This window comes from Cellulosilyticum sp. I15G10I2, from assembly GCF_900095725.1.
GTDB lineage: Bacteria > Bacillota > Clostridia > Lachnospirales > Cellulosilyticaceae > FMMP01.
Genome location: NZ_FMMP01000010.1, coordinates 45,559 through 70,959 on the forward strand (window position 1 = coordinate 45,559; position 25,401 = coordinate 70,959).

Sequence of the window (25,401 nt, forward strand, 5' to 3'; positions counted from 1 at the left end):
GGTAAGTATGGATTCTCTTAGACCCCGAGTCGTAGCAGAAGTAAGTACAAGTGCAATAAGACATAATTACAGACAAATAAGAAATATTATCCCAAGTCATACAGAGATGATGGCTATTGTAAAGGCTGATGGTTATGGGCATGGCGCTATTGAGGTTTCTGGTATACTTCAGCAAGAAGGCGTAAACAGATTTGCTGTTGCAATAGCCGCAGAAGGAGAAGAATTAAGACATTCAGGTATCATTTCACCTATACTTGTCTTAGGCTATACCCCAAGAGCGGATATTAAAACGCTTATTGAGAATGACCTTACACAAACCGTTTTCTCATACGATATGGCAAAATATATTTCTGACGAGGCTGTAATACTGAATAAAACAGTTAATATTCATATTAAAGTAGATACAGGTATGGGAAGAATAGGTTTTTTTGCATCCCCTCAAAGTATAGAAGAAATTAAAAGAATAGCAGACCTTCCAAATATTAATATGGAAGGGATCTTTACTCATTTTTCAACAGCAGATGAAGAAGACACAACCTATTCCAAAAATCAGTGGAGTATTTTTGAAGGTTTCTTAAAAGAATTAAATCAAGTAGGTATCGATTTACCAACTATCCATGCTGCAAATAGCGCAGCGACTATGTGTCATAAATATGCGCATCTTAATGTCGTAAGACCAGGGATTATACTTTATGGCTATTATCCATCAGGTTATTTACAAGATAAGGTTATTGCATTACGGCCAGCCATGACACTCAAGTCACAAGTTGTACACGTTAAAGAACTGCCGGAAGGTCATTATGTAGGATATGGCAGGAAGTATTATACCCATCAAAAAACAAAAATTGCAACAATCCCTATAGGTTATGCAGATGGTTACTCAAGAAGGTTGTCTAACAAAGGAAGAGTGCTGATAAGGGGAGAATATGCCCAAATAGTAGGCAGCATTTGTATGGACCAATTTATGGTAGATGTAAGTCATATTAAAGATGTGCGCGTAGAAGACGAGGTCGTTATTTTTGGAAAACAAGGTAATAATAGTATTCGAGTAGAAGAGATTGCAGAACAATTAGATACGATTAATTATGAAATTATGTGTATGATAGGCAAGAGGGTTCCGCGTTTATATGTTTAAATTTTAAAAATATTAATAACATCGTATATAGTTATTAAAAAATGGCAAAAATAAAATTAGCTAGTTAGGAGTGAATCACGATGTTAGTAGGGAGTGGTTTGCAATGACTAAGTCAAGAAGTGATATAAAGGCTAATGAAGAGAAGCTGAAAGTAATTTCAGAAAAAAAGCAGATCAGTACCATGAAAAAAGGTTATCAAGAAATGGCAGAGATTAATTTATCAATTTCAAAACTCTATTTTGAGGTAGAAAGAGAGGCCGAGTCTTATTACGATCGCATAGCGGAGTGTGAATAAAAGTGCAAGTAAAACGTGGAGATATATTTTATGCAGATTTAAGTCCTGTAATAGGTTCAGAACAAGGGGGTATTAGACCTGTTCTTGTAGTACAAAATGATATTGGCAATAAATTTAGTCCAACAGTAATATGTGCGGCTATCACTTCAAAGATTAATAAAGCAAAGCTCCCTACACATGTTGAGATTAATGCAGCAGAATATGAGCTTGTTAAAAATTCTGTAATACTCCTTGAGCAAATTAGAACGATCGATAAAAAAAGACTCAAAGAAAAAATTTGTCATTTAGATGATCAGCTTATGGAACAAGTAGATAAGAGTATTAAAATTAGTTTTGCAATCAATACATAAAAATGTATCAGGAGGCTTTAAAAAGCTTCCTTTTTTTTGTAATGTTTTAAATTTAATAGTAAAGGATAATTATGTTATAGTTTAAAATTAAAATTAAGTGTGATAAAATGGGAAGGATAAAAATGAGATTATCAACAAGACGATTAAGGAGATATGACTTATGGAACTTAGAGGGGTTTATACACAACTAGGCGTATTATTTTTATTAATATTTTTTGGATATATTTTAGGTAAAATTAAAGTCATTACATCAGCAGGCATAGAAGCTTTTTCAAAATTTATTGTTAAGGTAGCGTTGCCAGCGCTTATTATATCAGGAATGATGATTCCACTTACATCAGAAAAGTTATATAATACGATGTATATTTTGATGCTGTCAATTCCTACATATGGTCTTGCATACTGTATTGCAATAGGTTTTTCAAAAGCATTTATAAAAGACCTGAGCCAAAGAGGTGTTTATAGATTTGCAATTGTTTTTTCAAATGCAGGCTTTATGGGATATCCCGTTCTAGGGGCAATGTTTGGCAAAGAAGCTATATTTTATACTGCAGTTTATAATATTATGTTTAATGTGCTCTTGTACACACTCGGTATAAAGTTACTAAAGATAGGAAACAATGAAAAAAATAAATTTGATTTTAAGCTGCTTATTAATCCGGGGGTCGTAGCCAGTATAATAGGGTTGATATTGTTTATATCAGGGCTTGAATTTCCCGATTTTCTTACACAAGCAATTGATTATGCTGGCAGTACTTGTACACCGCTTTCTATGATTACTATAGGAGCGATGTTAAGTGCACTTCCTATTAAGAGCATGTTTAACAATGTAAAGGTTTATATGGCAGCAGCTATAAGACTTATTATATTTCCTGTTTTAATTTTACTTCTGTTAAGATATGTATTTGGAATACAAGACACCTTGCTTATTGCAATACCTGTTATTGTGGCAGGGATGCCAGTTGCCAGTAATGCTGCAATGATGGCAAAGGAATATAATAACAATGCCGAGCTCGCTTCACAAATTATACTTATATCTACACTATTCAGTGGTATAACAATACCATTTCTTGCGTATTTGCTATAGAAGGGCAGCTATAAACTAAAAAGATTTACTAGAAAAAAAATAAAGACTTCACTATAATATATTTTAAATAGGTAATAATAAATAAGGAGGTTGTCATATGGGAGATATTTTTACAAAAGTAACTGAAAGCATTAAAACAACTATTAAAGAAGCCACTGAGCAAACTCAAAAATCAGTTGATCAAACAGTATATAGAACAGAGTTAATCAGTAAGAAAGGTGAACTTAAAAAACTATATCAACAACTTGGGCTTGCTGTATATGAAGAGTTTAAAGAAGGAGAGCCAGATACACCACATAGAGCTTTATATATAAAAATAAATGCGCTTTTAAAAGAAATAGAGGTACTAGAAAATAAAGTGGAAGATATTGTAAATAGTCAAAAAGATAGTTTTGATACTTATAAAAGAGAAGTAAAAACTAAGTGGAATGAAAATATGGCTAATGAGGTAAAACCAAAGCCAGGGGAAGATGGCTTTGAAGTCATGAAAATCTGTGACGAATGTCAAAGAGGTAATCATGTAGAAGCATCTTATTGTATTAACTGTGGCCATAAATTTTAATAAGGGGTGATCATAATGCTTTGTGAAAACTGTAAACAGAATGAAGCTAGTGTTTATGTAAGCGAAATGGTCAATGGTCAAAAGACAGAGCATTATTTATGTGAGAACTGCGTAAAGGCAAGCGAAGAAAGTATGGGATCTGAGGGGATACTCTTTAATAACTTTATATCAGAACTTATGAAAATAGCCTTAGAAGAAGGTTATTTAAAATCACCTAAAAATCCGCCGCAAAAAGCATGTCCCAGTTGTGGTTTATCACTTAAAGAGTTTTTAGAAATAGGCAGATTTGGATGTAAGGCGTGTTATGAAACTTTTAATAATGAACTTAAAAATGCTTTTGTAAATGTACATGGCAATGCTAAACATGTTGGAAAAGAAGTGGAATTACAGAGTAACATAAATAATTTTTTAAAAGAACAAGAGCGCACTTCATCAATACAATCTATAAAAAATTGTGAAGAAGAGATAAACCAGCTAGAAGAAGCTCTTAAAAGATCTATTAAAGAAGAAGCCTACGAAGAAGCTGCCCGTTTAAGAGATAAAATTAGGGCACTTAAAAAGGGGGGAGCGAGTTAATGTGGTATGAGGGAGACATACTTGATCATATAGTTATCTCACATCGTATAAGACTTGCTAGAAATTTAGTGAATTATAAGTTTCCGGTTAAAATGAACAAGCAAGAAGCTTCTAGTGTTATTGAAACCATAAAATTAAAGCTTTCGCAGCTTACAAATTATGGATTTAGTTTAATAGAACTTGAAACAATAAGCGATATAGAAAAGCAAAAACTTGTGGAGACACATCTTATTAGTCCACTTTTATCTCAGATACATTTACCAACTATGGTTATTTATAACAAAGAAAGAGACATCAGCATTATGATTAATGAGGAAGACCATATACGCATACAATGTATGCAAGGAGGCCAGGATATTCAAAAAACATGGGAAGTAGCTTCTAAGCTAGATGACGAGATAGCCAGATTACTAGATTATGCTTTTCACGCTGAGTATGGCTATATGACTTCATGTATTACAAATGTAGGCACAGGGCTTCGGGCATCTTTTATGGTTCATTTACCCATGCTTAGTAAAACAGGGCATATCAGCAAGATTTTTGAAAGCTTACAGAAATTAGGTATTCAAATAAGGGGAATGTATGGTGAAGGAACAAAAGCTCTAGGAGACATTTATCAAATTTCTAATCAGCTTACACTTGGAAGAAGTGAAGCTGATCTTATTGCAATTGTTAAGAATGTTACGCATAACTTAGTAGAAAAGGAAGCGTATATTAGATCGAATTTATCAGATACAACTCAAAGAGCTTTGATTAACAAATTATATAAATCGTATGGTATTTTAAAATATGCTAGAGAACTTCCGGTAGAAGACGCTATGGAACTTTTATCAGACGTAAAACTTGGGTTTGAAATGGGAATATATGATTTTAATAAACCTTCGCATAATCTTTATGAAATGATGTTAATGTGTCAGGAGGGAGTTGTGTTATCTAGTTCTCAGAACTTAAAAGAAAGTAGTCCTCTTAATATATTACGTGCAGAGTGTATAAGAAAGTATCTAGCAGTTTAGTACTAAAGGAGATGAGTTAGGATGGAGATGAAATTTACATCACAAGCCCAAGCGGCTATTGAATATGCGGAACAAATTATGATGGAGTTTAAACATGGCTATTTAGGGACAGAGCATTTACTAGTAGGTCTTATTCATGCAAAGGAGTCAGTGGCTAAAAAAGCACTGGAAGAATACGGCGTTAATGAAGAGGATTTGCTAGACAGAATTAAAGAGGTAATAGGTATGGGCACAACGACACTCGTTACGCCAAAAGACTTTACCCCTAGAGTTAAAAGGATTTTTGAAGTGAGTTCTCAGCTCGCAAAGCAACTAGGAACGGAAGGGATAGGCACAGAACATCTTCTTATTTCTGTTTTAAAGGAAAAAACCTGCGTAGCTGTCAAGTTGCTAGAGTCATTGGGTGTTAACACTAACAAACTTCTCACCGCTCTCGGAGATATGCTCACTGGCGGTAGTCAAAAAACAGATGTGAGTTTTGCTACTTCAAAACAAGACAGCAAACCAGGAAAGTCAACCACACCTACACTTGATAAATATAGCAGGGATCTTACACAACTTGCCAGAGAAGAAAAATTTGATCCTATTATTGGCCGAGAGGCAGAAATAGAAAGAGTTGTACAAATCCTTTCAAGAAGGACTAAAAATAACCCATGCCTTGTTGGTGAACCGGGAGTTGGTAAAACAGCTGTAGTCGAAGGACTCGCTCAAAAAATAGTTGGAGGAACTATTCCTGAATTACTTAAGGATAGGAGAGTTGTGTCTTTAGATCTATCTTCTATGATTTCTGGGACTAAATATAGAGGAGAATTTGAAGAACGTATCAATAAAGTTTTAGAGGAAGTAAGACTAGCTGGAGATGTAATTTTATTTATTGATGAGCTGCATACTATTATTGGAGCAGGCGCAGCAGAAGGTGCAATGGATGCTTCAAATATCTTAAAGCCTTCTTTAGCAAGAGGAGAGATACAGCTTGTAGGCGCTACTACTTTAGATGAATATAGAAAGCATATCGAAAAGGATGCGGCACTTGAACGACGTTTTCAACCTGTTCAAGTAGAAGAACCCACAGAAGAAGAGACAATAGAGATTCTAAAAGGCATTAAAGATAAGTATGAAGTACATCATCAAGTTCAAATTACAAGTGAGGCTATTTCAGCAGCAGTTAAACTGTCCAGCAGATATATAGCAGATCGCTATCTGCCTGATAAAGCAATAGATCTTTTAGATGAAGCAGCATCCAAGGTAAGACTAAGAGCCTATACTTCTCCAACGAATATTAAAGAATTAGAAGAAGAGCTTGCCAAATTTAGCAGACAAAAAGAAGAAGCTATTATAAACGAAGAGTATGAAAAGGCTGGACAAATTAAGCAGAAAGAAAATCAAGTTAAAGAAAAAATAGCCAATGCAAAAGTTGAATGGGAAGCTAAACATACTAAAAACACTCAGATTGTATCAGAAGATGAAATTGCAGATGTAGTAAGCAGCTGGACACATATTCCAGTAAGACGTCTTGCGGAAGAAGAATTTGAAAGACTCCAAAGTATGGAAAAGATTCTGCATGAAAGAGTAGTGGGGCAAGATGAAGCGATCACTGCTGTTTCAAAAGCAGTAAGAAGAGGTCGTGTAGGACTTAAAGATCCAAATAGACCCATAGGCTCTTTCTTGTTCCTTGGACCGACTGGAGTAGGTAAAACTGAGCTTACTAAGGCATTGGCAGAAGCGATTTTTGGTGATGAAAATGCAATGATTCGTATTGATATGTCAGAGTATATGGAAAAACATACAGTGTCTAAACTTATTGGATCGCCACCAGGATACGTAGGCTATGATGAAGGCGGGCAGCTTACTGAAAAAGTAAGAAGAAAGCCTTATTCAGTTGTACTCTTTGATGAGATAGAAAAAGCTCATCCTGATGTTTTTAATATACTGCTTCAAATCCTTGATGATGGACATATTACCGACTCAAGAGGAAGAAGAATCAATTTTAAAAATACAATTATTATTATGACTTCTAATATTGGCGCAAGAAATATTATTGAACCTAAAAAACTTGGATTTATATCTTACGAAGATGCAGCTAAGTCATACGAGGATATGAAAAAAAATGTTGTCGAAGAAGTAAAGCGTATCTTCAGACCAGAATTTTTAAATCGTATCGATGAAATGATCGTATTCCACCCATTAAGTACAGAGCATATCAGAAATATTGCAGATGTAATGATTAATAAATTATTACAAAGAATTAGTAAAAATATAGGTATAGAAATAGAACTTAGTAAAGAGACTTTAGATTTTCTTGCAGCTAAGGGCTATAATCAAGCTTATGGCGCAAGACCTTTAAGAAGAACCATACAAACCTATATAGAAGACAGATTATCAGATGAAATTTTAGATGGGAAGATTAAGGAAGGCGACAAAGTTATTGTAAATGTAGAAAATGAAATATGTACCTTTATTAAACAATAAGATTACCATATACTTTTTAATCTAAATCATGTATAATAAGAATAAGCTTCAAAAAGATAAAGAGATTAATAAAGTAATAAAACATTGGAGGATTTAGCAATGGCTGTTGTTAATGAAATTATAAGAGTGGAAAACGATGGAGCTCTTAGCTTTGGTAATTATGAGCTTCCAGAAAAAACAAAAGTAATAGACTTCGAAGTAGATGGCAGATTATATAAAGCAAAAACTTTTTGTGAGGTAACAAAACTCAAAAGAGATGGCGCTTTAGTTTATGAATCCATTCCAGGAACAGCTGTTCATAACTTTAAGATAACTGATAAAGAAATAAGTTTCTTAGTAGAAGGCAGTGGCAGTTCACAAGTTACTTTAGAACTTGAATCTAATACAGAGTATAAGTTAGTCATCAGTGATGTTATTGTAGGCAATATCAAGTCAACACTTTCTGGGAAAGTTAATTTCTCAGTAGATTGTACAAAAGAGGCACAGACAATCGTGCTTAAGAAGATTTAATATAATTATTAAAAAAGTAGGTATAACTTTTAGTTATACCTACTTTTTTAATGTACACCCAACACAGGCGTACACTAATTAGAATTTACACACATTGCATTCATGCAGTGATTCAGGATTTAGATTATACGGGCCTTCATAGCCTGTATCTCCAAGCATATATGCTACTAATGCGATAGATAAAGGATAGAACCATGAGCCTAACATGATATGAGTTCTTGCTGGATCTTCATCTCGTAATTCTGCGCGGGCTTGATCCTCGCCATCTACCCATAAAAAATGAGGTCTTGGCTTCCAATCAGATGGCTTACTGTCTTTTCTATGCAGAAGCCATCCTACGCCATTAAAGTCTTCATGAGTAAGTGCATGCTTTAAATATTTTCTAGCAGCTTCTTTTAAATCTTCCTTTCTATAGTCAGTCAGTTGGGCAAGGTTTATCATCATATAGGCCCCATCAAAATCAGGACAGTCTGAGCCACCTGGCCAGAACGATCCATCAGGCAGTTGACAAGCTAGGGTAGAGTCAACATTTCTCTCAAGTGCTCTTAAGGGCCACCCTTGAGCAAAATAGATAGGCGTTATGTGGATGGTGCCAAACTGAGCATTTAAAAGATCAGATCCCAATTGTGTTCCCCAGTATCCTGTATTTGCGTCTAATAGCTCCTCAAGTGCAGGATACATACCTTCCTTCATAATTTTATCCACTTCTGAAACGCCAAACCAGTCACGCATTGCAAAAAGTATTGTAGCGATAGCACACACCTGGTTTCCAGCAGCCCAAGAATTACTCCAATCATAGCTTTTAACCCAGTCGTATAAAACCTGTGCATTCAGTGCAGACTCCATAAATTTAAAAGGACGTTTAGGTTTTCTCTTGAGTATGCGTAGTGCCCATATCATACCACGTGTATTATGTAGCACTGGGTCAAGCTCTCTTAAAGTCCTCACCTTTTTAAAATCACTAGGGTTATTTGAGAAATATCCCTGCTCACATTGTTTTTCTAGAAAAAAGGATGCCCATTGATCTAAGTCCTCTTCCGAGTATTTGTCAAGTTCACCAAACATATCAAGAATGTGAAGCGCATGGTAGGAGCCATAAAGGCTGGGGGAATTTTCGCCTTTTTCCTTCATATATACTCCGGGCGTATCTCCCAACTTCATAGTATTTACGTAATTTAATGATGTTCTTTTGACTCTAAGATAGCCCTCAGTTTTTTTTGCTTTCATTTGATATACCTCCTGTAATAAAACATTTATTTGATTTTTTTATGTTTAACATATCTTAATAATAGCTTTAATAAATGAGGATGTACATTAACAAAAGCCTGTTTTTTTATATAATTTCCTTAAAGGTTAGTAACTTGTAGGGTAGACATCAATATTGGAGTCTTATATAATAAGTACTATAAATTTATGAGCCTTGAGGCGCTGAGAGGGACGGGATAAACTATGCAACAAAGTCAAAATGAATACTGTGACCTTATAGTAAGCGATATCAGACATGTTATTGAAAGAGGACCTAACCCCAACTGGCACTTTAAAAATATCTCGCACCCTGATCACTATGTTCTTGCTCTTACAATTAAAGGAGAATGTTTGTATCGCTTTAACGATATGCAGTACTGTTTGCAAACAGGAGATATTATTTTCTTTCAAAAGGCTCAGATGCATAGTGTTCAGAGTAACCACGAAAAGCCCTGGTCTTTCATTTCTACTACTTTCGATATTGTATTTAAAAATGAATATTCAAAAAATATGATTAATGGACTTGATAACATCTTAAGAAGTAGTGACTTTGCACAAATGTCAGTACTTTTCAAAGAACTAGATCATATCTGGTCGGGAATGAATGCGTACTATTTGTTGAAATGTCGGAGTATCATTATGGAGATATTATATATCATATTAAGTCAAAAGACCCAACAGGGCCATTCTACACCACACGCACATACAATAAATGATATCTGTGATATGATCCTAAAAAACTATTCTAAAAATTATTCCGTAGAAGAATTGGCACAAGCAGCGGATTTAAGTTATTCCCACTTTAGTATGATTTTCAAAGATATTACAGGGTTTGGAGTGACTCAATATCAAAATCAGGTAAAAATAAACAAAGCTAAAAATCTGCTACTAAGTGGTGAGTGTAATGTGACTGAAGTAGCAGAACAGGTAGGCTTTAATAATATATTCTACTTTAGTCACTTATTTAAGAAGTTTACAGGAGTAAGTCCATCGGAGTATTTAAAAAGATAATACGCATAATGATTATCGAAGAAAAGATTTGATTGGAATTATATGTCATGAAAGGGGTTACTCTATATGAACAAAAAAATAAAGTCCACCAGGAGCTTTATCATGCTATGGCTTTTAATGCTGACCTTGTTTGCTGGGTCTGTTCTGGTTGGAGCTATTCAAGAAAATAGAATTATCAAAGAGTATGACGCCTTTGTTGAGCAAGGTGTGGAGTTGTCACAGTTACCCTTTGTTATACAAATCCTAGATATTGAGCTTGAAAATTATATTATTTTCAATCGGGAAGGAGCCTTTGAAAAATATCAAAGTCATGCGCAGATATTAGAGGATACACTTAAAAAATTTGACGGTGTTTCTGGAAGTGACGAGTACAGATTTTATCTTCGAACATTATCCAACATGTATCGGAATATTGATTCTTTTGCGCAAGGCGAAAATAATGCAAACATATTTAACACTTTTTATAACCCGCAAATGGGTATAAAGACCCAGACTAAATTTTTAATATTACAGGCGGAAAAACTCGCACTCTCTTACTTAAAATATAGTAGTTTGCATTACAGGGACGTTCTTATACGTTATAGAGAAATTGTTATGGTAAGAAATGGTATCTTGCTTATAGCATTTGTACTCATTAGTATATGGATTTTAAGACGTGGTGGAGATATGCTCTTGGACATGGAAAATGTGTCGAAAAATGCTCTCATACTTGCTGAAGGTAATTGGGACGTGGCAGATATAGATGAAAGTCGGTTTTATGAAATAAATAACATCATATTAGCCTTTAATATGATGAAGTTAAATATAAAAAACTATATAGAGAAACTAGCGGAAAAAGCTGAAATTGAAAGAAATTACTTCTTAGAAAAGCTTCATAACGCAGAAAAAGATAAAACGATAAAAGAAACAAAGTTGTTGGCACTTCAAATGGAGATTAACCCTCATTTTTTATTTAATACATTAAACACCATTGGTCGAACAGCTTTACTTGAAGATACAGAATCTACAATCAAACTTGTTGAGTCGGTTTCTAATATCATGAGGTATAGTATGCGTAGTGAAGCACACACAGCAAATTTATCAGAGGAACTGGATGCACTTGAATCCTATTTGAGTATTCAACGTTTGAGATTCAAGAATAAACTGGTGTTTAATCTAGAAGTAGACTCAAGCATAAAACTTGAATCGGTCTTAATACCACCTTTGATACTGCAGCCAATCGTCGAGAATGCAATCATACATGGCATGTCAAGTGTTACAAAAGGTGGTGTTATTGGAATTTTGATTTCCAAGAAGATTGATTCTGTTATGATTTGTATCAAAGACAATGGTAAAGGTATTGAAAAAGCCTTATTGGATACAATCAATAGAGGTGAATCAATCCAGATAAGACAAGAAGAAAAAAGCATTGGCGTAGAAAATGTTAAATTGCGTATGCATCATTACTATGGAGAAGATGGCCTAGTCACCTACAATAGTGTAAGGGATGAAGGTACAACAGTTTTGATAAGGATTCCAATGAAAGGAAGTGTTTCTTAATGAAAATTGGAATTGTAGAAGATGAATATTTTGAAAGAGAGGCTATAAAATTACTGATCAGTAGGTCGGAAATACCGGCAGAAGTAATTTACGAAATAGATAATGGTGCAGATGCGGTACTATTGTTTAGAAAGCACCGGCCTGATTTGATTTTCATTGACATAGAAATGCCAGTGTTATCTGGTTTGGATGCGGCGAAAAAAATTCGTGAAATAGATCAGAACGTAGAAATCGTCATATTGACAGCATACAATGAGTTTGCATATGCTCAGCAAGCCATTAAGATAAATGTAATGGATTATCTTTTAAAACCCTATAACTCGGAAAAACTATACGAAATCATCAGGAGAGTGGATGAAAAACTTGTAGCAAAAAATAAAGATAGTATTAATGAGAACGCTAAGAAAAAGAAAATGCTTGAAATTGATAAGTATTTAAAAAAAGAAATACTCTACTATATGATATCGGGGCGATTTTTTGATAAGTGGTCCTATGAACTATATAATGATTTTTTTTCAATAGGCAAAAAAGTGCTTAGATGTGTGCTGTATAGAATTAGTAAAAACTTACTGATTGAAGAGCATCAAATACAGGCAATTCAAATGGAGATGGAGCGTGCTTTTCCTGGTATCGTGTGTAGTGTTTTAGAGAGAGATATTGTAGGTATTCGAGTCGAAGAGCGTTCTGAAAGATATAAAAACTATGAGATTCCTGAGGGGGTTGTATCTTTGTTACCAGGTGTTAACGTTCAAGATGTACAGATGAGCAGTGAAAGTACAGAGGATATAAATGGATTACCTTTTGTTTACCAACGACTTAAAGAGAAAGTCAATACAGTAGAAATTGAACAAGGCCTCAAGAGTAAGAAAGTTATGGAAATCTATATACTTGAGAATAATTTATATGAACAGATATTAGGTGGAGATAGAGAGAAAACACACCAAATAATCATGGATTTATCCAGAATGGTTAACAGTACCAATAAAGGGGAATTAATCAAAAATAAGGCTTACTTCAGTTATTTATGGAGAGGTATTGATCGCTATATATTTCAGATTACAGGACGTCGTAAGAGTACTATAGAGAAAAATGCTATTGATTTTAGACTAGAGAAAGCCGAAACTATGGATGAGCTGGTTGGTATTATTGAACAATTCATTCTCCTATATTCTAAAGAATTTGAAGCGGATGGAGGAAATGTGGTTTCGAGGGTTGTTGAACAAGCAAAGGAATATATCAAGACGAATTTGGACAAAGAGCTCTCGCTAGAGAATATAGCAGAGGCATTAGGGTATTCAAGTTTTCATTTTAGTAAAACTTTTAAGAAAGTAGAAGGCGTTAATTTTAAGGAGTATGTCATCAAGGTCAGGATGGAAAAAGCAAAATTGTTGTTTATACAAGGTGGTAATAACGTCTCTGAAGTTTCAAAGATGGTAGGGTATCATAATACCAATTACTTCAGTAAGGTTTTTCATAAGTATTTTGGGATTTTACCAAAAGATTTTAAAAAATAGAATTGAAATGAGGCGTGTTTTGTGCAATATGCACTTAATCATGCCTCTTATTTTGTGATGTTGTTGTGAATATAACAATAAATTTTCTTAAATGACAAGTTATTTGCGTATACATTAAACTATTGAAATGCTATTATTTATCTATGGAACCACACAATAAACAAAAAAATGGAGGAACGATATGAAATCTAATTTTAGAAAACTAATTCAAATTATTGCAATGATGATGATTGGTATTATGACATTAACGGCATGTGCAACTAGTGAAAAACCTAGTAATAAGAATGCCACTACGACTGTAGAAAAGGAAGCACCTGCCGAGGCACCTAAGGAGGTAGTTGAAGCACCAGCTTTTGAATTTGAAAAAGTAACTTTGCGCTTTGGATCTACAAGTGCTGAAGGAAGTATTATCGTAGAAACCATGAATGACTTTTCAAAAAGAGTAGCAGAGAAAACTTCTGGCAATGTTACCGTTGAGGTTTTTCCAGCATCACAACTTGGAGGCGTTAAGGAAATGACTCAATCTCTCCAAGTAGGTGCACTTGATATGAGTATGACTCAACCAGCCAGCTTGGTGGATATGGGCATTAAAGAAATGAGTGTAATTGTACTACCCTATATTTTTAGAGATTTTGAACATCGTTGGAATGTGTTAGAAAGTGAAATTGGAGATAGTCTCTTGGAAAAAGTAGATGGTGGGAATGTAAAATTAAAAGGTTTTGGATATTTCAAGGATGGCGCTAGAAACTTCTTTACTGCAAAAAATAAACCTATTAGAAAACTGGAAGATATTGCAGGCATGAAGCTTCGTGTACAGCCTTATGAAATGGATAGTGATATGACAGTAGCGTTGGGAGCAAGCCCTACACCAACAGCTTTTGCAGAACTTTATTCAGCGATACAATCAGGTGTAGTGGACGGTGCAGAGCAACCAACAGCAGGATACTATAACGGGAAGTTCTATGAAGTTACCAAATACTTTACATTAGACGAACATACCTACAATACATTGGTGGTTCTGTTTTCAGAGTTGAGTTGGAATAAACTTCAACCTGAAGTTCAAGAGGTCCTAGCTGAGAGTTGGACAGAAGCAACAGAAACAACTAAAAGTAAGATTATAGAAACAGAAGAAGAGATGCTTACTAAATTAGAGGCAGAAGGTGTGGAAGTTATTCGTTTAACAGATAGAGATAAATGGGTTGAAGCAATGAAACCAGTTTATGATAAACATGGTGTTGGTTTTGAAGAACTGATTGCAAAAATACAAGAAATGAAATAAAGCAATAGAGTCAGGATGGGACCTACCTATGCAAAAATTAGGCCTCATCCTATTTTATATTTATTAAGGAGGAATAACAGTGGAAGAAGACATAAAAGAACAAGGAAATATCAGCAAAATAATGGATCGACTAGATGCAATGGTCAATCTATTCTGCGTAGTTTTTCTAACCCTTCAAGTTGTATCAATTATCATCATGATAATCGGAAGGTATTTTTTCAATTATGTACCCCGTGGCACAGAAGAATTTGCACTCTTTTGTATGGTGTGGTTCTCATTGCTTAGTATATCCCTTTCGATTCGTGATGACGCTCATATAAAAATGGAGCTTATGGATGTTTTAGTAGCAGCAGACAAAATTAAGTATTTTCAATACTTATCTGCATTGGTAAACATTATTTTTTCAGTATTTATGATTTCATATGGGGTGGAGTTAGTTAAATTGACTTCCTCTAATATCCTGTCCACATTTAGGATATCTGAAGGGTTTTTGTATTTAGCTATTCCAGTATCTGGTGTTTTTATGATGATAGCTAGTATAGTGTTGATTATTGAAAATGTAAGGAGGTCTAGAAATGTCAACTGAGATTATAGCCATTACTTTACTTGTAGGAGCATTTGCATTACTTATGGTTTTAAGAGTGGGTATTGGTATTGCCATGGGTGGCGCTACTATCATAACAATGCTTTATCTTAAATTACCTATTTCAGTTGTTTTCCAAGGAATGATATCTGGTACCAAAGTGTTTACCTTTATGGCAGTACCGTTTTTTGTATTGGCCGGTGAATTGATGAGTGGTGGAGGCATCTCTAAAAGACTCATACATTTTGCAGAAGCATTGGTGGGGTGGGTACATGGTGGTGCAGGAATGGTAAATGTCTTGGCATCAATGTTTTTTGGTGGGATATCCGGGTCTGCCGCGGCCGATACAGCTTCTTTAGGTCCTATAGAAATTGAAATGATGACAGAACAAGGCTATGACAAGGAGTTTTCTACCTGTCTTACAATGGCAAGTTCGGTTCAAGGTATGTTAATTCCCCCTAGTCATAATATGGTTGTCTATGCGGTAACTGCAGGTGGTGTATCTATAGGGGCACTATTTCTTGCAGGATTAGTACCTGGTGTTTTTCTTGGTTTGGCCTTGATGGTTTATAGTTATTACATTGCGCGTAAAAATCGTTATACTAAAAGTGAAAAATTTAGTTTAAAACGTGTTTTAAAAACAGGATGGACAGCTATGTTTGGACTCATGACCATTGTTATTATAGTATTAGGCGTTAGTGGAGGCATCATGACAGCGACAGAATCGGCAGCCATTGCGGTCTTGTGGTCTTTCGTTGTATCGGTATGGATCTATAAGGATATGAGTATTAAAGATTATTATAAGATAGCAACAAAAACAGTTAAAACCTTATCAATAATTATGATTCTAATTGCTGTAGCCTATTCCTTTGGGTGGACAGTCACCTATTTAGGAATACCAAAGATGATTGCCAGTGGTTTGTTGGCTCTGACAAGCAATAAAATAGTGCTTTTGTTATTGTTGAATATTGTATTGCTGTTACTTGGTATGGTAATGAGTATGAGCTCCATTATATTGATTCTGACGCCAATATTAGTACCAGTTTTAACAGCTTTAGGAGTTGACTTGGTACATTTTGGTGTGGTTATGGTGTTAAACCTTGGTATGGGTCTTTTGACACCACCTGTAGGAGGGGTTTTATATATCGGTTCTGCCATTTCGGGTGTGAAAGTGGGAAGGCTGACTCGGTCTATGGTACCGTTCTATGTACTTATGTTTAGTGTACTTTTATTTTTAACATATGTGCCAGCAATATCAACATTCTTACCAAACCTAGTTTTAGGGAGATAGTGAAAATTAAAAAAATCCACCCTGTTTGAGGGGGTATACCCAACTGAAAGGAGATATAATGATACGAGGAATAGCCCATGTGGGCATAGCAGCAAAGACACCAAATGTATTAGCAAATTGGTACTGTGACACTTTAAATATGGAGGTGCTAAAAAATATTAATGACACTGTTTTTTTTATAGGTGACCGTCATGGGGCATATATAGAAATCTACCCTGCTAAAGAGAATATTGAAAAGGATTATGATAATTACGTTCAGGGCATACGCCATTTGGCCATAAGAGTGGATGGCTTCGACTTTGAATACCAAAGGTTATTGGATAAGGATGTAAAGCCTGCGGCAGAAATCGTACTGAAAGATACTTTTAAACTCGGTTTGTTTTATGATATTGAGGGAAATCTATTTCACATAGTTGAACGCAATGAAGATGTACCTTATTAGATAAAGAGTTAAACTTAAATATCTAATAATATATATGTCAAATTATCCCCCTGTTTGCTAAGGGGAGTCTCCGATATAAAATTAGATGTGAAAAAATTAATTAAGCAAATTTAGGATATTTTAGAAGTTATTAAGTTGATAGTAATAATGGTTATTAAGGAGGTTAAAATGGAGTATGGCTATAGTTACGTTAAAAAAAGCTTTGGAAACAATATGCCAGTACCAGTAGGAAAGAGAGCACCTTTTTCTTGGCCCACAACGTCTATTAATGCTAATGGAGAAAAGACGATTTTATTTTTTGACAATATGAAAGTTGATGCTCCATATGTATATCTAAGACTAACCATAGCCATAGATATAAGAGAAGATGTAATCTTAGAGGTTTCAATTCCAGATACAGAATCTATTTTGGGTATGATAGATATTAGATATGGTGTTGTATTCCAACCATTTGAGCTTAAAATACCTAAGGATGAGTGCCAAAAGGTGATGAACCAAGGTATTGCAATAAGGATGATCAAAGGTACTTCAAATATCTACTTTTTCAATGATACAAGTAGTCATTTTTCTATGAATCAAAAGTTGAACTGTCACCTTATGTTTGCAAATTGTGATATAGGCAATCAGAAAGAAATGATAAAAACATTATGCTCAAGGAGCTCTATTCAGCTTTTTGGATGGATGGAAGGTTGTGTGATGGACGGTATCTACGATTTAAAGTCTATGTTAGGTGGGCAACAAGTCGTTAAATGTATCAATGATCATTATAAACTTTTTTTAGATCATAAAGAGCGTCTAAGTTATGAGAATCCTAGAAGCCAACCCATATTAGAAAAAATGTATGGTATTGAAGGCATGCTGCCATTTGCGATTCTAGGCAAAACCGATAGCAGACATCCCAAAATAGATTGGTTTTTAGAGGAATTGAAGCAATTTATCAATAATGAAGGTATGGTACTAGATGAAGAGATGATCTCGGCAGAAGGAAGTTATACTATTGCATACCCATTGGCCGTTATTTCAGTCATTAAGAACGATATAGCTATTGCAGAAATGGCAGTTCAACAGGTTATGAATAGAATGGCTTATTTGAGAGACGAAGGCTCAATCTATTTAAGATATTATATGAATGGGGATCGAACCTTTAAGAATTGGGGGAGAGCGTATACTTGGTATACTCTAGGACAAATTCAAACATTAATGGCTCTTGGTACTTATGTAGATCATCCTCTTATACAAGCAAAGACGCAACAGATAAAAAAAGACTTTGTTGAGGTTATTCATATTTTAAAAAGACTGATATCAAATGATGGTATGTGGTATTGCTTTGTTGACGATGCAAGTACCTTGGTAGATACATCAGCAACTGCTGGTATTGCAGCAGCTATGGCAAAAGGCTATTATGCTGGTTTATTGGAGGTGGAAGAGCTTGATATAGCAAAAAAAGCAGCAAAAGCATTGGAAGGTTATTTGACGGTTGATGGATGGCTTGCGGGTGTTTCACAGTCTAACAAAAATGGAGAATATCTCCAAAGAAGTGGCTATAGAGTTATATCTCAGATGGCAAATGGCCTTTATGGGCAATTAGTTGGAACGCTTCACAGGATAGAAATGGAAGAATCATAATTGATTGGAAAGAAGAGAGTATAAATGTCAAATATTATTAAGATAGAAGGTGTTGGCTATACACCATTAAAAGATTATAATAGCTGGAGATTAGCTGTACTTCTCCCTTGTACTCATAATGCTATTGATACCTTGAAAAGTTTAGGAAAGCATAATACAACAGATGAAGTTTTTACATTATTATGTGGAGTGGCTTACATGATAACAGGTGGAAAAGAAAAAGAGCCTGGGAACTTTAAGGTTAGAAGACTAGAAAAAGAAACTCTTTTTGTGGTAGAAGCAGGAGAATGGCATGCGGCTATACTTGAAGAAAATTCTAAAATACTGATTGCTGAAAACGTGGATACAACAGATAGCCGTACTATAGAAATTAATTCCCAACAGTTAGAATATTTCAAGAGTCAAATTAGAGGTATGGAGTAAATATAAACATAGAAGAGAAGCATTTTATGAAGTTACATAAGATGCCTCTCTTTATTTTTATCTTATAAAAGAAGAAGGGGTAGAGCCTGTTACTTTTTTGAAGAGCCGACTGAAATAGTAAATATCATCTATACCAACGCTGAGACTGGCCTCTGTTACATTACAATCTCCATTTGACAATAAATCTTTAGCTTTATTGATACGAATTGAGTTTTGATAATGTGTAGGAGACATGCCAGTTATTCTACTAAAAAGCGTTCTGAAATAAGAGTAACTCAGACCACATAGTTGCGCGAGCTGTTCACTGCTATATCTTTGGGTAAAGTCGTTTTGCAGCAGCGTAATAACATTTTCTACTGCTTGATAATGAGTGGGGTTTATGCCTGCAGATTCGGTCGTTTTAAGTAGAGTTATCATGGCTTGCATGATGATAGAACGGCACGCTATTAAAGAATAAGAGCGTTTGCCAACCCATGCGTGATGGAGCTGTTTGATTAAAGAATAAAACATGGTTTCGTTTGAAATTTTAGATAATGTAGGTATTTGATTGATAGCTTCATTTGTTCTAGGATCCCTTATATCTAGATCAAAAACTGCTGAATAAAAGTGCCAGGGGTTTTCTGGATCGCTTTTACCTGAATGAATCATATTTTTTTTAAAAAAAAGTATATCGCCTTGTGAAACGTTAAAGCGTATATCCTCGGGGAGAGAATAGGCGGCTCTTCCACGAATCGCATAGCCTAGCGTATATTGGTTATCATTACAATGATTAGTAATAGACCAGGAAGGATCAGGTTGTATCTCAACAACACGACTGATACTTGATACTTGTAAATCATAGAGACTATTTTGATTATCCATATACACGCCTCCTACTTTTTTTCTTTATATATAGCTTTATTAATTATAGCATAAAAAAGTAAATAGTACAAATACTCGTTCCGATAATCCATTCAAATATAGCTTGATGAAGACTATAATTACATTATATCAATCATTAAATCCAAGGAGGAAATTATGGAAGATAAGTTAAAAAGTTTAGGTAAGAATAAGGAAATAAAACCATTTCCAATATCTGATAAAGAGTTATGTGATCGTTATGAAGATTTATTTGGTGGAGCAATTAATGATGTTCTAAGAGAAATGGGATATCTTTATCAAACACTACCACCAAGTATTGCACCATTAACGGATGATATGAAGTTAGCAGGTATTGCATTCACCGTTAAAGGATCAAAAGATTTAACATTAGAAAATGAGATGGAGTTTAGAGCTCAGATGCTAGAAGCTATTGAGCCTGAGTCTATCAGTATTTGGGACACCTGTGGTGATGATGAGTCAGCGCAATGGGGAGAAGTTATGACAATGGCTTCACAGCTTAGAGGATGCAGAGGAGCTGTTGTAGATGGAGGCGTAAGAGATACTGATAAAGTACTAGGTCTTAATTTTCCAGTGTTTTGCAAATATAAGACATCAAATGGTATGTTAGGCCGTTTTAGAATACATACTTATCAAAAACCAATCTTAATTGGGAAGGTTACAATTTACCCGGGAGACATAATTTTTGGGGATATAGATGGTATCGTTATTGTACCAAGAGAAGTGGCTTATGAAGTATTAGTACGTTCAGAAGAAGTAAAACGTAATGAAAGACAAATAAAAGAATGGGTATTATCAGGAATGTTACCAAGTGAAGTTGTTAAAAGAGGGGGGTATTTTTAATGAATAACATGAAAGCATATGTATTAACAGAGTGGGAAAAATTAGAGCTTCAAGAACGACCAATTCCTCAATTAAACGAGGGAGAATGCTTAATTAAAGTGAAATATGCAGGTATATGTGGTTCAGATGTTCACATCTATGGAGGACATCATCCAACAGCTAAACCACCTGTTGTATTGTGCCATGAATTTATGGGTACAGTGGAAAAAATAGAGGGTGAAAGTTTTAATCTTTCAGAAGGCGATAGAGTTGTTGTGGAGCCATTAGTTAGCTGTGGTGTATGTGAAGCTTGTCGCAATGGGCATTGGCATGTCTGTAAATCATTAAAATTATTAGGCATTCATACAGATGGTGGTTTTAGTGAATATGTAAAGGTTGATACAAAAAAAGTAATAAAATTATCAGATGAGCTTAAAGATGAAGAGGCAGCTTTAGCAGAACCTTTTGCAGTAGGTTTTCATGTTAATCAAAGAGCAGGCATTCATACGGGCGATACCGTTTTAGTTATTGGAGGCGGACCTATTGGTATTATTACAGGTATGGTAGCTATGGCATCAGGGGCTAAAGAAGTCGTTTTTTCAGAAATTAATGATAATCGTATAGAATTTATTAAATCTTTCGGATTTAATACTATCATTAATCCAATTAAAGAAAATGCTTTAGAAAGAGTTGCAGAATTAACAGGCGGAGAAGGATTTGATGTTGTCTTTGAGGTTTCAGGTTCTCAACCAGGGATAGTGTTTGCTCCAGAAGCATGTAAAATCAGAGGAACTATAGTACCAGTTGGTTTTCCATCAAAAAATCCAGAGTTCCCAGTGCTTAGATGTATTTTTAAAGAGTTAACAGTGGTTGGCAGCAGAGTATATTCTTTTGACCATTTCAAAAGAGCAGTAGAATTACTTCCACGAATTAAGAAGGAATATAATATAGAAGCTTTAATAACGGACCTAAAACCTCTTGCTGAATTACCAGAAGGCATCAAACAAATGAAGGCTGGAGAGAACATGGGTAAAATATTAATCAAAATGTAAAGAGGTGAATGTAAATGGTAGATTTAAAAGGAAAAGTTGTTGTAATTCCTGGTGCTGATGGTGGTGTTGGGAGAGAAGTTGTTAAGATGTTAGGTGCCATGGGTGCCAAAGTAGTACTTGGATCTTTTGTTGAAGAGGGTATAAAAGAAATGGCCCAAAATCTTAAGTCACAAGGATGTGAAGCAGCCTATCATCTGGTAGATGTTACAAAAGAGAATGCTGTTAAAGAGTTTTTAGCTTTTGCATATGATACTTTTGGATCGTTAGATATCTTACTTAATCTTCCAGGAGTAAGTATACCAGCCGCAATCAGTGAAATGAGCGAAGAAGATTATGATACAACAATGGATGTCAGCGTAAAAGGAAGCTTTTTGATGTCAAAGCATTTTGTACAATACGCCCATACTGAAAACTCACCACTTATTATTAATATTGGTTCTATGGCATCAAAAAATGCTAATGGCAATGCACCTATATACTGTACAGCTAAAGCTGCAGTGGTTATGTTTTCAAAAGGATTGGCAATACAGTTAAAATCTAAAAATATTCGTGTGACTAGCATTAACCCAGGTGGCATTAGCACAGCGTTTTGGGGAGACCGAAAAGTACCCCATGATAAATTTATGCAAGTCCAAGATATGGCAGAAGCCCTTATTTTTACTATGACACGTAATTCACATGTTATGATTACAGATCTCGCATTCGAATCATTTGAAATGTTTAAAGGCAACTAAATCTATCTCATAAGTCATACCCAGGTATGACTTATATAGAAAGGAGCGCATAATGAGTAAGCTAGCAAAAGGCCTTTTTTTTAAAGAAGAAAATATAGAACTTATAAAACAAAAAGCTAACAATCCTAAATATAAGCATATTTATAAAAAAATGAAAAAAGCTTCAGATAACATTGTAAAACACAAGCATTTAATATGTGATGGAGATACTTTCACCTACTGGTATTATGCCAGAAACCGTGCTATGGATTTAGGGATGTTAACGCTTTTGACAGAACGACATGATTATATTACTGCGGTTAAAGAATATATTGATTATCTAGATCAACAAGATCTGAACTTTTGGCAAGGTCCTGAATATCCTAATAGACCAAGAACAATTAATTATAATGGAGAAACACTGTTTGCTGGTGAACTTGAAACAGCACAAATTACAATGGGACTTGTAACAGTATATGATTGGTGTTACAAGTTTTTAGATGAGAGTTATCGTCAAAAAGTTAAAAAAATGCTTAAAGAATATGCATATCCTCTGCTTAGAAACTCAACTAGATTTCAATCTGAGAAGTGGGTAATGAACCACTTGTGTGTTATTAGTACAGCACTACTCATGTTATTGTTGGTACTAGAAGGTGAAATGCCTGTTGAAGAAGATTTAAGCTTAGCTAAACATGCATTAAATCTATGGATTCAAAAGACTGAAACGGATGGCAGTTACGGAGAAGCTTATCACTACTGGGCTTACCCAATGAACTGTATTTTCTTAGCAATTTGGTCTTTAAAACAAGTACGTAATGAGGACTTAGAAAAATCGCCATGGTTAGCCAGAGCCTTTGAATGGGCCATCTATAATCAAGTAGGGCAATATAAAGAACCTGAGTATGATAAGAAGGTAGCCATTGCTGTTAACACATACGATTGCCCAATGCAGTTTCAAATGGAAGCACCAGAAGTATTATTATTTGCTAACTATTTTAAGAATCCAGTAGCACAGTGGTATATGGAACACTACTTAATGAAAGATCTTGCGAAGCCAAAAGAATCGTTACATTATGTATGGCATGAGTGTAATAGTTTATTATTTGCACTACACGAGGAAACCACACCTCAAGTTTCACCGGAAGTATATGGCTTGCCGACTGATAGAATTTTCCACGACACTGGCTATGTATTTTTTAGAGACAGCTGGGATGGACTAAGTGGTGATGGCAAAGATATTGTTTTACAACTTCAAAGTGGTGGAGGGGGACGCTCAAGGTCTCATGAACACTTTGATAAAAATAGCTTTAGTTTATATGCTAAGGGCGAATATTTTATTGTTGATCCTGGCCATTCTTGTTATCGTGGCGTTAGTCATGATGGATATGATAGAAAAACGTATAGTCATAATACAATTACCCTTGATAAGAAAGATCAATCCTTAAAATTTGCTGAAAAAGGGATGCTTCATGATGAGGCTGTACAGCATGTTTCAACACATAATCAAGCTCAAATAGTAGGTAAGAATATTAATAATTACATTAGTTATGTTGCAAGTGATGGCAGAAAATGTTATGAACCTTATCTCAAAGAATTTACAAGAGAAATATGGTTTGTTGATAAAAGATATTTTGTCATTAGAGATAAAGTAAGTAAAGGGAGTCAAGAGGGCACTATTTACAGTGGTTTTAATTTTAACAATAGAGATGGTTTGCTAGATTTATTAGCTAAAGATAATCAAATTATGGTTAAAAGGCCAAAAGCAGATTTAATGGTACAATTCTTCACAAATGAAGCAGTAGATTTTGAAGAAGAGGACGGTAGACTGCATACCGCTTATCATATCTTCCCTAACATGGAAGTAGAAGGTTCTAAGGGAACAGTTAAGAGAATTAACTTAGTGCCAAATGATAAAGATGCTGATTGTATAGATTACATTTATGTTATCTATCCATTAGAAAAAGACGAAGTAAAACCACAAGTACAAGGAAAAGCATTAGGTCATAATCAAGAGTCTTACAAAAAGTATGAAAAATTTGAACTGACGATTGAAAAAGATGGTGGTAAGGAGCAGTTCTTATTTGAAGAGGACAAGGTGTTTTATAGTAATCACTTAGGTATTAAGTATACATTCTAAATGTATATAAATAGTAGCATAAACTCATAAAAAAAATATACTCATGGAGGTAGAAGGATGAAAGAACTTTTTAGTCTTGAAGGAAAAGTAGCAATTGTTACAGGGTGTAGTACTGGTTTAGGACAAGGTATGGTAGTTGGTTTAGCACAAGCAGGAGCAGATATTGTAGGCGTAGATTATGTTGATGCACCAGAAACAGAACAAATGGTTCTGGCATTAGGCAGAAAGTATCTTGCAATAAAAGCTAACTTAATGACTACTGATCCAATAAAAGATATTGTAGCTCAAACAAAAGAAGTTTATGGAAAGGTAGATATACTGATTAATAATGCAGGTATTATTAGAAGAGAAGATGCTATCAACTTTACAGAGCAAGATTGGGACGATGTTATGAATGTTAACATCAAATCATTATTTTTCCTTTCACAAGCTGTAGCTAAAGAGTTTATGGAGCAAAAAACTGGTGGGAAGATTATTAACATTGCTTCTATGTTATCCTTCCAAGGGGGTATAAGAGTTCCATCCTATACAGCAAGTAAGAGTGGGGTTATGGGCGTAACTAGACTTATGGCTAATGAATGGGCTAAGTTTGATATCAATGTTAATGCCATAGCACCAGGTTATATGGCAACAAATAACACAGAAGCATTAAGAGCAGATCAAGATCGTAATAAGGCGATATTAGATAGAATTCCTGCAAACAGATGGGGCGCACCAAATGATATAGCAGGACCTGCTGTATTCCTAGCATCTGCTGCATCTGATTATGTAAATGGCTATACACTGGCTGTTGATGGTGGTTGGTTAGCAAGATAATACTTTGGAGGCGATCATAGATCGCCTCTTCT

At 34.9% G+C, this 25,401-nt stretch carries 25 protein-coding genes; 23 read left to right on the plus strand and 2 right to left on the minus strand.

The window, feature by feature from the left end; translation table 11 throughout:
• The first annotated feature begins 7 nt into the window (after positions 1–7).
• From alr to BN3326_RS11920, 9 genes are all read left to right on the plus strand, one after another.
• Positions 8–1,135 (plus strand): alanine racemase, encoded by a 1,128-nt coding sequence (alr, locus tag BN3326_RS11880; RefSeq protein WP_069999468.1) that lies wholly within the window; start codon positions 8–10, stop codon positions 1,133–1,135.
• Between the two features lie 103 nt (positions 1,136–1,238).
• Complete coding sequence (locus BN3326_RS11885) at positions 1,239–1,430, plus strand: hypothetical protein (RefSeq protein ID WP_069999469.1); 192 nt, start codon at positions 1,239–1,241, stop codon at positions 1,428–1,430.
• Between the two features lie 2 nt (positions 1,431–1,432).
• Positions 1,433–1,780 carry a type II toxin-antitoxin system PemK/MazF family toxin gene (locus BN3326_RS11890; protein WP_069999470.1) on the plus strand — a complete coding sequence of 116 codons (348 nt, stop codon included), beginning with the start codon at positions 1,433–1,435 and terminating at the stop codon, positions 1,778–1,780.
• Between the two features lie 160 nt (positions 1,781–1,940).
• Positions 1,941–2,867: an AEC family transporter gene (locus BN3326_RS11895; protein WP_069999471.1), complete on the plus strand. Its 927-nt coding sequence runs from the start codon at positions 1,941–1,943 to the stop codon at positions 2,865–2,867.
• A 97-nt stretch (positions 2,868–2,964) separates the two neighbouring features.
• Positions 2,965–3,429: a zinc ribbon domain-containing protein gene (locus BN3326_RS11900; RefSeq protein ID WP_069999472.1), complete on the plus strand. Its 465-nt coding sequence runs from the start codon at positions 2,965–2,967 to the stop codon at positions 3,427–3,429.
• A gap of 15 nt (positions 3,430–3,444) precedes the next feature.
• Complete coding sequence (locus BN3326_RS11905) at positions 3,445–4,005, plus strand: UvrB/UvrC motif-containing protein (RefSeq protein ID WP_069999473.1); 561 nt, start codon at positions 3,445–3,447, stop codon at positions 4,003–4,005.
• Positions 4,005–5,018: a hypothetical protein gene (locus BN3326_RS11910; protein WP_069999474.1), complete on the plus strand. Its 1,014-nt coding sequence runs from the start codon at positions 4,005–4,007 to the stop codon at positions 5,016–5,018. Before BN3326_RS11905 ends, BN3326_RS11910 begins: the two co-directional genes overlap by 1 nt.
• Positions 5,019–5,039: 21 nt before the next feature.
• Positions 5,040–7,487 carry an ATP-dependent Clp protease ATP-binding subunit gene (locus BN3326_RS11915; protein WP_069999475.1) on the plus strand — a complete coding sequence of 816 codons (2,448 nt, stop codon included), beginning with the start codon at positions 5,040–5,042 and terminating at the stop codon, positions 7,485–7,487.
• 99 nt (positions 7,488–7,586) lie between these two features.
• Complete coding sequence (locus BN3326_RS11920; RefSeq protein WP_069999476.1) at positions 7,587–7,997, plus strand: endosialidase; 411 nt, start codon at positions 7,587–7,589, stop codon at positions 7,995–7,997.
• Positions 7,998–8,075: 78 nt separating this feature from the next.
• On the opposite strand, the gene BN3326_RS11925 is transcribed toward BN3326_RS11920, so the two are convergent.
• Positions 8,076–9,224 carry a hypothetical protein gene (locus BN3326_RS11925; protein WP_069999477.1) on the minus strand — a complete coding sequence of 383 codons (1,149 nt, stop codon included), beginning with the start codon at positions 9,222–9,224 and terminating at the stop codon, positions 8,076–8,078.
• A 222-nt stretch (positions 9,225–9,446) separates the two neighbouring features.
• Here BN3326_RS11925 and BN3326_RS11930 point away from each other — a divergent pair, with 222 nt between their 5' ends.
• From BN3326_RS11930 to BN3326_RS11970, 9 genes are all read left to right on the plus strand, one after another.
• Positions 9,447–10,253 (plus strand): helix-turn-helix domain-containing protein, encoded by an 807-nt coding sequence (locus tag BN3326_RS11930; protein WP_069999478.1) that lies wholly within the window; start codon positions 9,447–9,449, stop codon positions 10,251–10,253.
• A 102-nt stretch (positions 10,254–10,355) separates the two neighbouring features.
• A complete protein-coding gene (locus BN3326_RS11935; RefSeq protein WP_069999479.1) occupies positions 10,356–11,792 on the plus strand; it encodes a sensor histidine kinase in 1,437 nt (478 codons plus the stop codon).
• The gene (locus BN3326_RS11940; protein ID WP_069999480.1) at positions 11,792–13,306 is read left to right on the plus strand and encodes a response regulator transcription factor; all 1,515 of its coding nucleotides are present in this window, start codon (positions 11,792–11,794) and stop codon (positions 13,304–13,306) included. Before BN3326_RS11935 ends, BN3326_RS11940 begins: the two co-directional genes overlap by 1 nt.
• A 181-nt stretch (positions 13,307–13,487) precedes the next feature.
• Positions 13,488–14,585 (plus strand): TRAP transporter substrate-binding protein, encoded by a 1,098-nt coding sequence (locus BN3326_RS11945; protein ID WP_069999481.1) that lies wholly within the window; start codon positions 13,488–13,490, stop codon positions 14,583–14,585.
• A 79-nt stretch (positions 14,586–14,664) separates the two neighbouring features.
• Positions 14,665–15,171, plus strand: coding sequence for a TRAP transporter small permease (locus BN3326_RS11950; protein WP_069999482.1), 507 nt, complete (start codon positions 14,665–14,667; stop codon positions 15,169–15,171).
• Positions 15,161–16,459 carry a TRAP transporter large permease gene (locus tag BN3326_RS11955; protein ID WP_069999483.1) on the plus strand — a complete coding sequence of 433 codons (1,299 nt, stop codon included), beginning with the start codon at positions 15,161–15,163 and terminating at the stop codon, positions 16,457–16,459. The genes BN3326_RS11950 and BN3326_RS11955 overlap by 11 nt, the downstream gene beginning before the upstream one ends.
• 58 nt (positions 16,460–16,517) lie before the next feature.
• On the plus strand, positions 16,518–16,901 hold the full coding sequence (locus tag BN3326_RS11960; RefSeq protein ID WP_069999484.1) for a VOC family protein: 384 nt from the start codon (positions 16,518–16,520) through the stop codon (positions 16,899–16,901).
• 168 nt (positions 16,902–17,069) lie between these two features.
• Positions 17,070–18,527: a glycoside hydrolase family 88 protein gene (locus tag BN3326_RS11965; RefSeq protein WP_069999485.1), complete on the plus strand. Its 1,458-nt coding sequence runs from the start codon at positions 17,070–17,072 to the stop codon at positions 18,525–18,527.
• A 24-nt stretch (positions 18,528–18,551) separates the two neighbouring features.
• Positions 18,552–18,950 carry a hypothetical protein gene (locus tag BN3326_RS11970; protein WP_069999486.1) on the plus strand — a complete coding sequence of 133 codons (399 nt, stop codon included), beginning with the start codon at positions 18,552–18,554 and terminating at the stop codon, positions 18,948–18,950.
• Positions 18,951–19,007: 57 nt separating this feature from the next.
• Here BN3326_RS11970 and BN3326_RS11975 read toward each other — a convergent pair whose 3' ends face one another.
• The gene (locus BN3326_RS11975; protein ID WP_069999487.1) at positions 19,008–19,811 is read right to left on the minus strand and encodes a helix-turn-helix domain-containing protein; all 804 of its coding nucleotides are present in this window, start codon (positions 19,809–19,811) and stop codon (positions 19,008–19,010) included.
• 156 nt (positions 19,812–19,967) lie between these two features.
• On the opposite strand from BN3326_RS11975, the gene BN3326_RS11980 reads away from it, so the two are divergent.
• The 5 genes from BN3326_RS11980 to kduD are packed head-to-tail and all read left to right on the plus strand — an operon-like array spanning position 19,968 to position 25,369.
• The gene (locus BN3326_RS11980; RefSeq protein WP_069999488.1) at positions 19,968–20,672 is read left to right on the plus strand and encodes an RraA family protein; all 705 of its coding nucleotides are present in this window, start codon (positions 19,968–19,970) and stop codon (positions 20,670–20,672) included.
• The gene (locus tag BN3326_RS11985) at positions 20,672–21,703 is read left to right on the plus strand and encodes a zinc-dependent alcohol dehydrogenase (RefSeq protein WP_083258683.1); all 1,032 of its coding nucleotides are present in this window, start codon (positions 20,672–20,674) and stop codon (positions 21,701–21,703) included. The genes BN3326_RS11980 and BN3326_RS11985 overlap by 1 nt, the downstream gene beginning before the upstream one ends.
• A 14-nt stretch (positions 21,704–21,717) precedes the next feature.
• Positions 21,718–22,437: an SDR family NAD(P)-dependent oxidoreductase gene (locus tag BN3326_RS11990; protein ID WP_069999489.1), complete on the plus strand. Its 720-nt coding sequence runs from the start codon at positions 21,718–21,720 to the stop codon at positions 22,435–22,437.
• Positions 22,438–22,489: 52 nt separating this feature from the next.
• Positions 22,490–24,553: a heparinase II/III family protein gene (locus BN3326_RS11995; RefSeq protein ID WP_069999490.1), complete on the plus strand. Its 2,064-nt coding sequence runs from the start codon at positions 22,490–22,492 to the stop codon at positions 24,551–24,553.
• A gap of 57 nt (positions 24,554–24,610) precedes the next feature.
• Positions 24,611–25,369: a 2-dehydro-3-deoxy-D-gluconate 5-dehydrogenase KduD gene (gene kduD, locus BN3326_RS12000; RefSeq protein WP_069999491.1), complete on the plus strand. Its 759-nt coding sequence runs from the start codon at positions 24,611–24,613 to the stop codon at positions 25,367–25,369.
• The last annotated feature ends 32 nt before the right edge of the window (positions 25,370–25,401 follow it).

Excerpts from the sequence above, each read along its gene's own strand:
- alr (WP_069999468.1), top strand. The coding sequence starts at position 8 with ATGGATTCTCTTAGACCCCGAGTCGTAGCAGAAGTAAGTACAAGTGCA.
- BN3326_RS11885 (WP_069999469.1), top strand. The coding sequence starts at position 1,239 with ATGACTAAGTCAAGAAGTGATATAAAGGCTAATGAAGAGAAGCTGAAA.
- BN3326_RS11895 (WP_069999471.1), top strand. The coding sequence starts at position 1,941 with ATGGAACTTAGAGGGGTTTATACACAACTAGGCGTATTATTTTTATTA.
- BN3326_RS11900 (WP_069999472.1), top strand. The coding sequence starts at position 2,965 with ATGGGAGATATTTTTACAAAAGTAACTGAAAGCATTAAAACAACTATT.
- BN3326_RS11905 (WP_069999473.1), top strand. The coding sequence starts at position 3,445 with ATGCTTTGTGAAAACTGTAAACAGAATGAAGCTAGTGTTTATGTAAGC.
- BN3326_RS11910 (WP_069999474.1), top strand. The coding sequence starts at position 4,005 with ATGTGGTATGAGGGAGACATACTTGATCATATAGTTATCTCACATCGT.
- BN3326_RS11915 (WP_069999475.1), top strand. The coding sequence starts at position 5,040 with ATGGAGATGAAATTTACATCACAAGCCCAAGCGGCTATTGAATATGCG.
- BN3326_RS11920 (WP_069999476.1), top strand. The coding sequence starts at position 7,587 with ATGGCTGTTGTTAATGAAATTATAAGAGTGGAAAACGATGGAGCTCTT.
- BN3326_RS11925 (WP_069999477.1), bottom strand. The coding sequence starts at position 9,224 with ATGAAAGCAAAAAAAACTGAGGGCTATCTTAGAGTCAAAAGAACATCA.
- BN3326_RS11930 (WP_069999478.1), top strand. The coding sequence starts at position 9,447 with ATGCAACAAAGTCAAAATGAATACTGTGACCTTATAGTAAGCGATATC.
- BN3326_RS11935 (WP_069999479.1), top strand. The coding sequence starts at position 10,356 with ATGCTATGGCTTTTAATGCTGACCTTGTTTGCTGGGTCTGTTCTGGTT.
- BN3326_RS11940 (WP_069999480.1), top strand. The coding sequence starts at position 11,792 with ATGAAAATTGGAATTGTAGAAGATGAATATTTTGAAAGAGAGGCTATA.
- BN3326_RS11945 (WP_069999481.1), top strand. The coding sequence starts at position 13,488 with ATGAAATCTAATTTTAGAAAACTAATTCAAATTATTGCAATGATGATG.
- BN3326_RS11955 (WP_069999483.1), top strand. The coding sequence starts at position 15,161 with ATGTCAACTGAGATTATAGCCATTACTTTACTTGTAGGAGCATTTGCA.
- BN3326_RS11960 (WP_069999484.1), top strand. The coding sequence starts at position 16,518 with ATGATACGAGGAATAGCCCATGTGGGCATAGCAGCAAAGACACCAAAT.
- BN3326_RS11965 (WP_069999485.1), top strand. The coding sequence starts at position 17,070 with ATGGAGTATGGCTATAGTTACGTTAAAAAAAGCTTTGGAAACAATATG.
- BN3326_RS11970 (WP_069999486.1), top strand. The coding sequence starts at position 18,552 with ATGTCAAATATTATTAAGATAGAAGGTGTTGGCTATACACCATTAAAA.
- BN3326_RS11975 (WP_069999487.1), bottom strand. The coding sequence starts at position 19,811 with ATGGATAATCAAAATAGTCTCTATGATTTACAAGTATCAAGTATCAGT.
- BN3326_RS11980 (WP_069999488.1), top strand. The coding sequence starts at position 19,968 with ATGGAAGATAAGTTAAAAAGTTTAGGTAAGAATAAGGAAATAAAACCA.
- BN3326_RS11985 (WP_083258683.1), top strand. The coding sequence starts at position 20,672 with ATGAATAACATGAAAGCATATGTATTAACAGAGTGGGAAAAATTAGAG.
- BN3326_RS11990 (WP_069999489.1), top strand. The coding sequence starts at position 21,718 with ATGGTAGATTTAAAAGGAAAAGTTGTTGTAATTCCTGGTGCTGATGGT.
- BN3326_RS11995 (WP_069999490.1), top strand. The coding sequence starts at position 22,490 with ATGAGTAAGCTAGCAAAAGGCCTTTTTTTTAAAGAAGAAAATATAGAA.
- kduD (WP_069999491.1), top strand. The coding sequence starts at position 24,611 with ATGAAAGAACTTTTTAGTCTTGAAGGAAAAGTAGCAATTGTTACAGGG.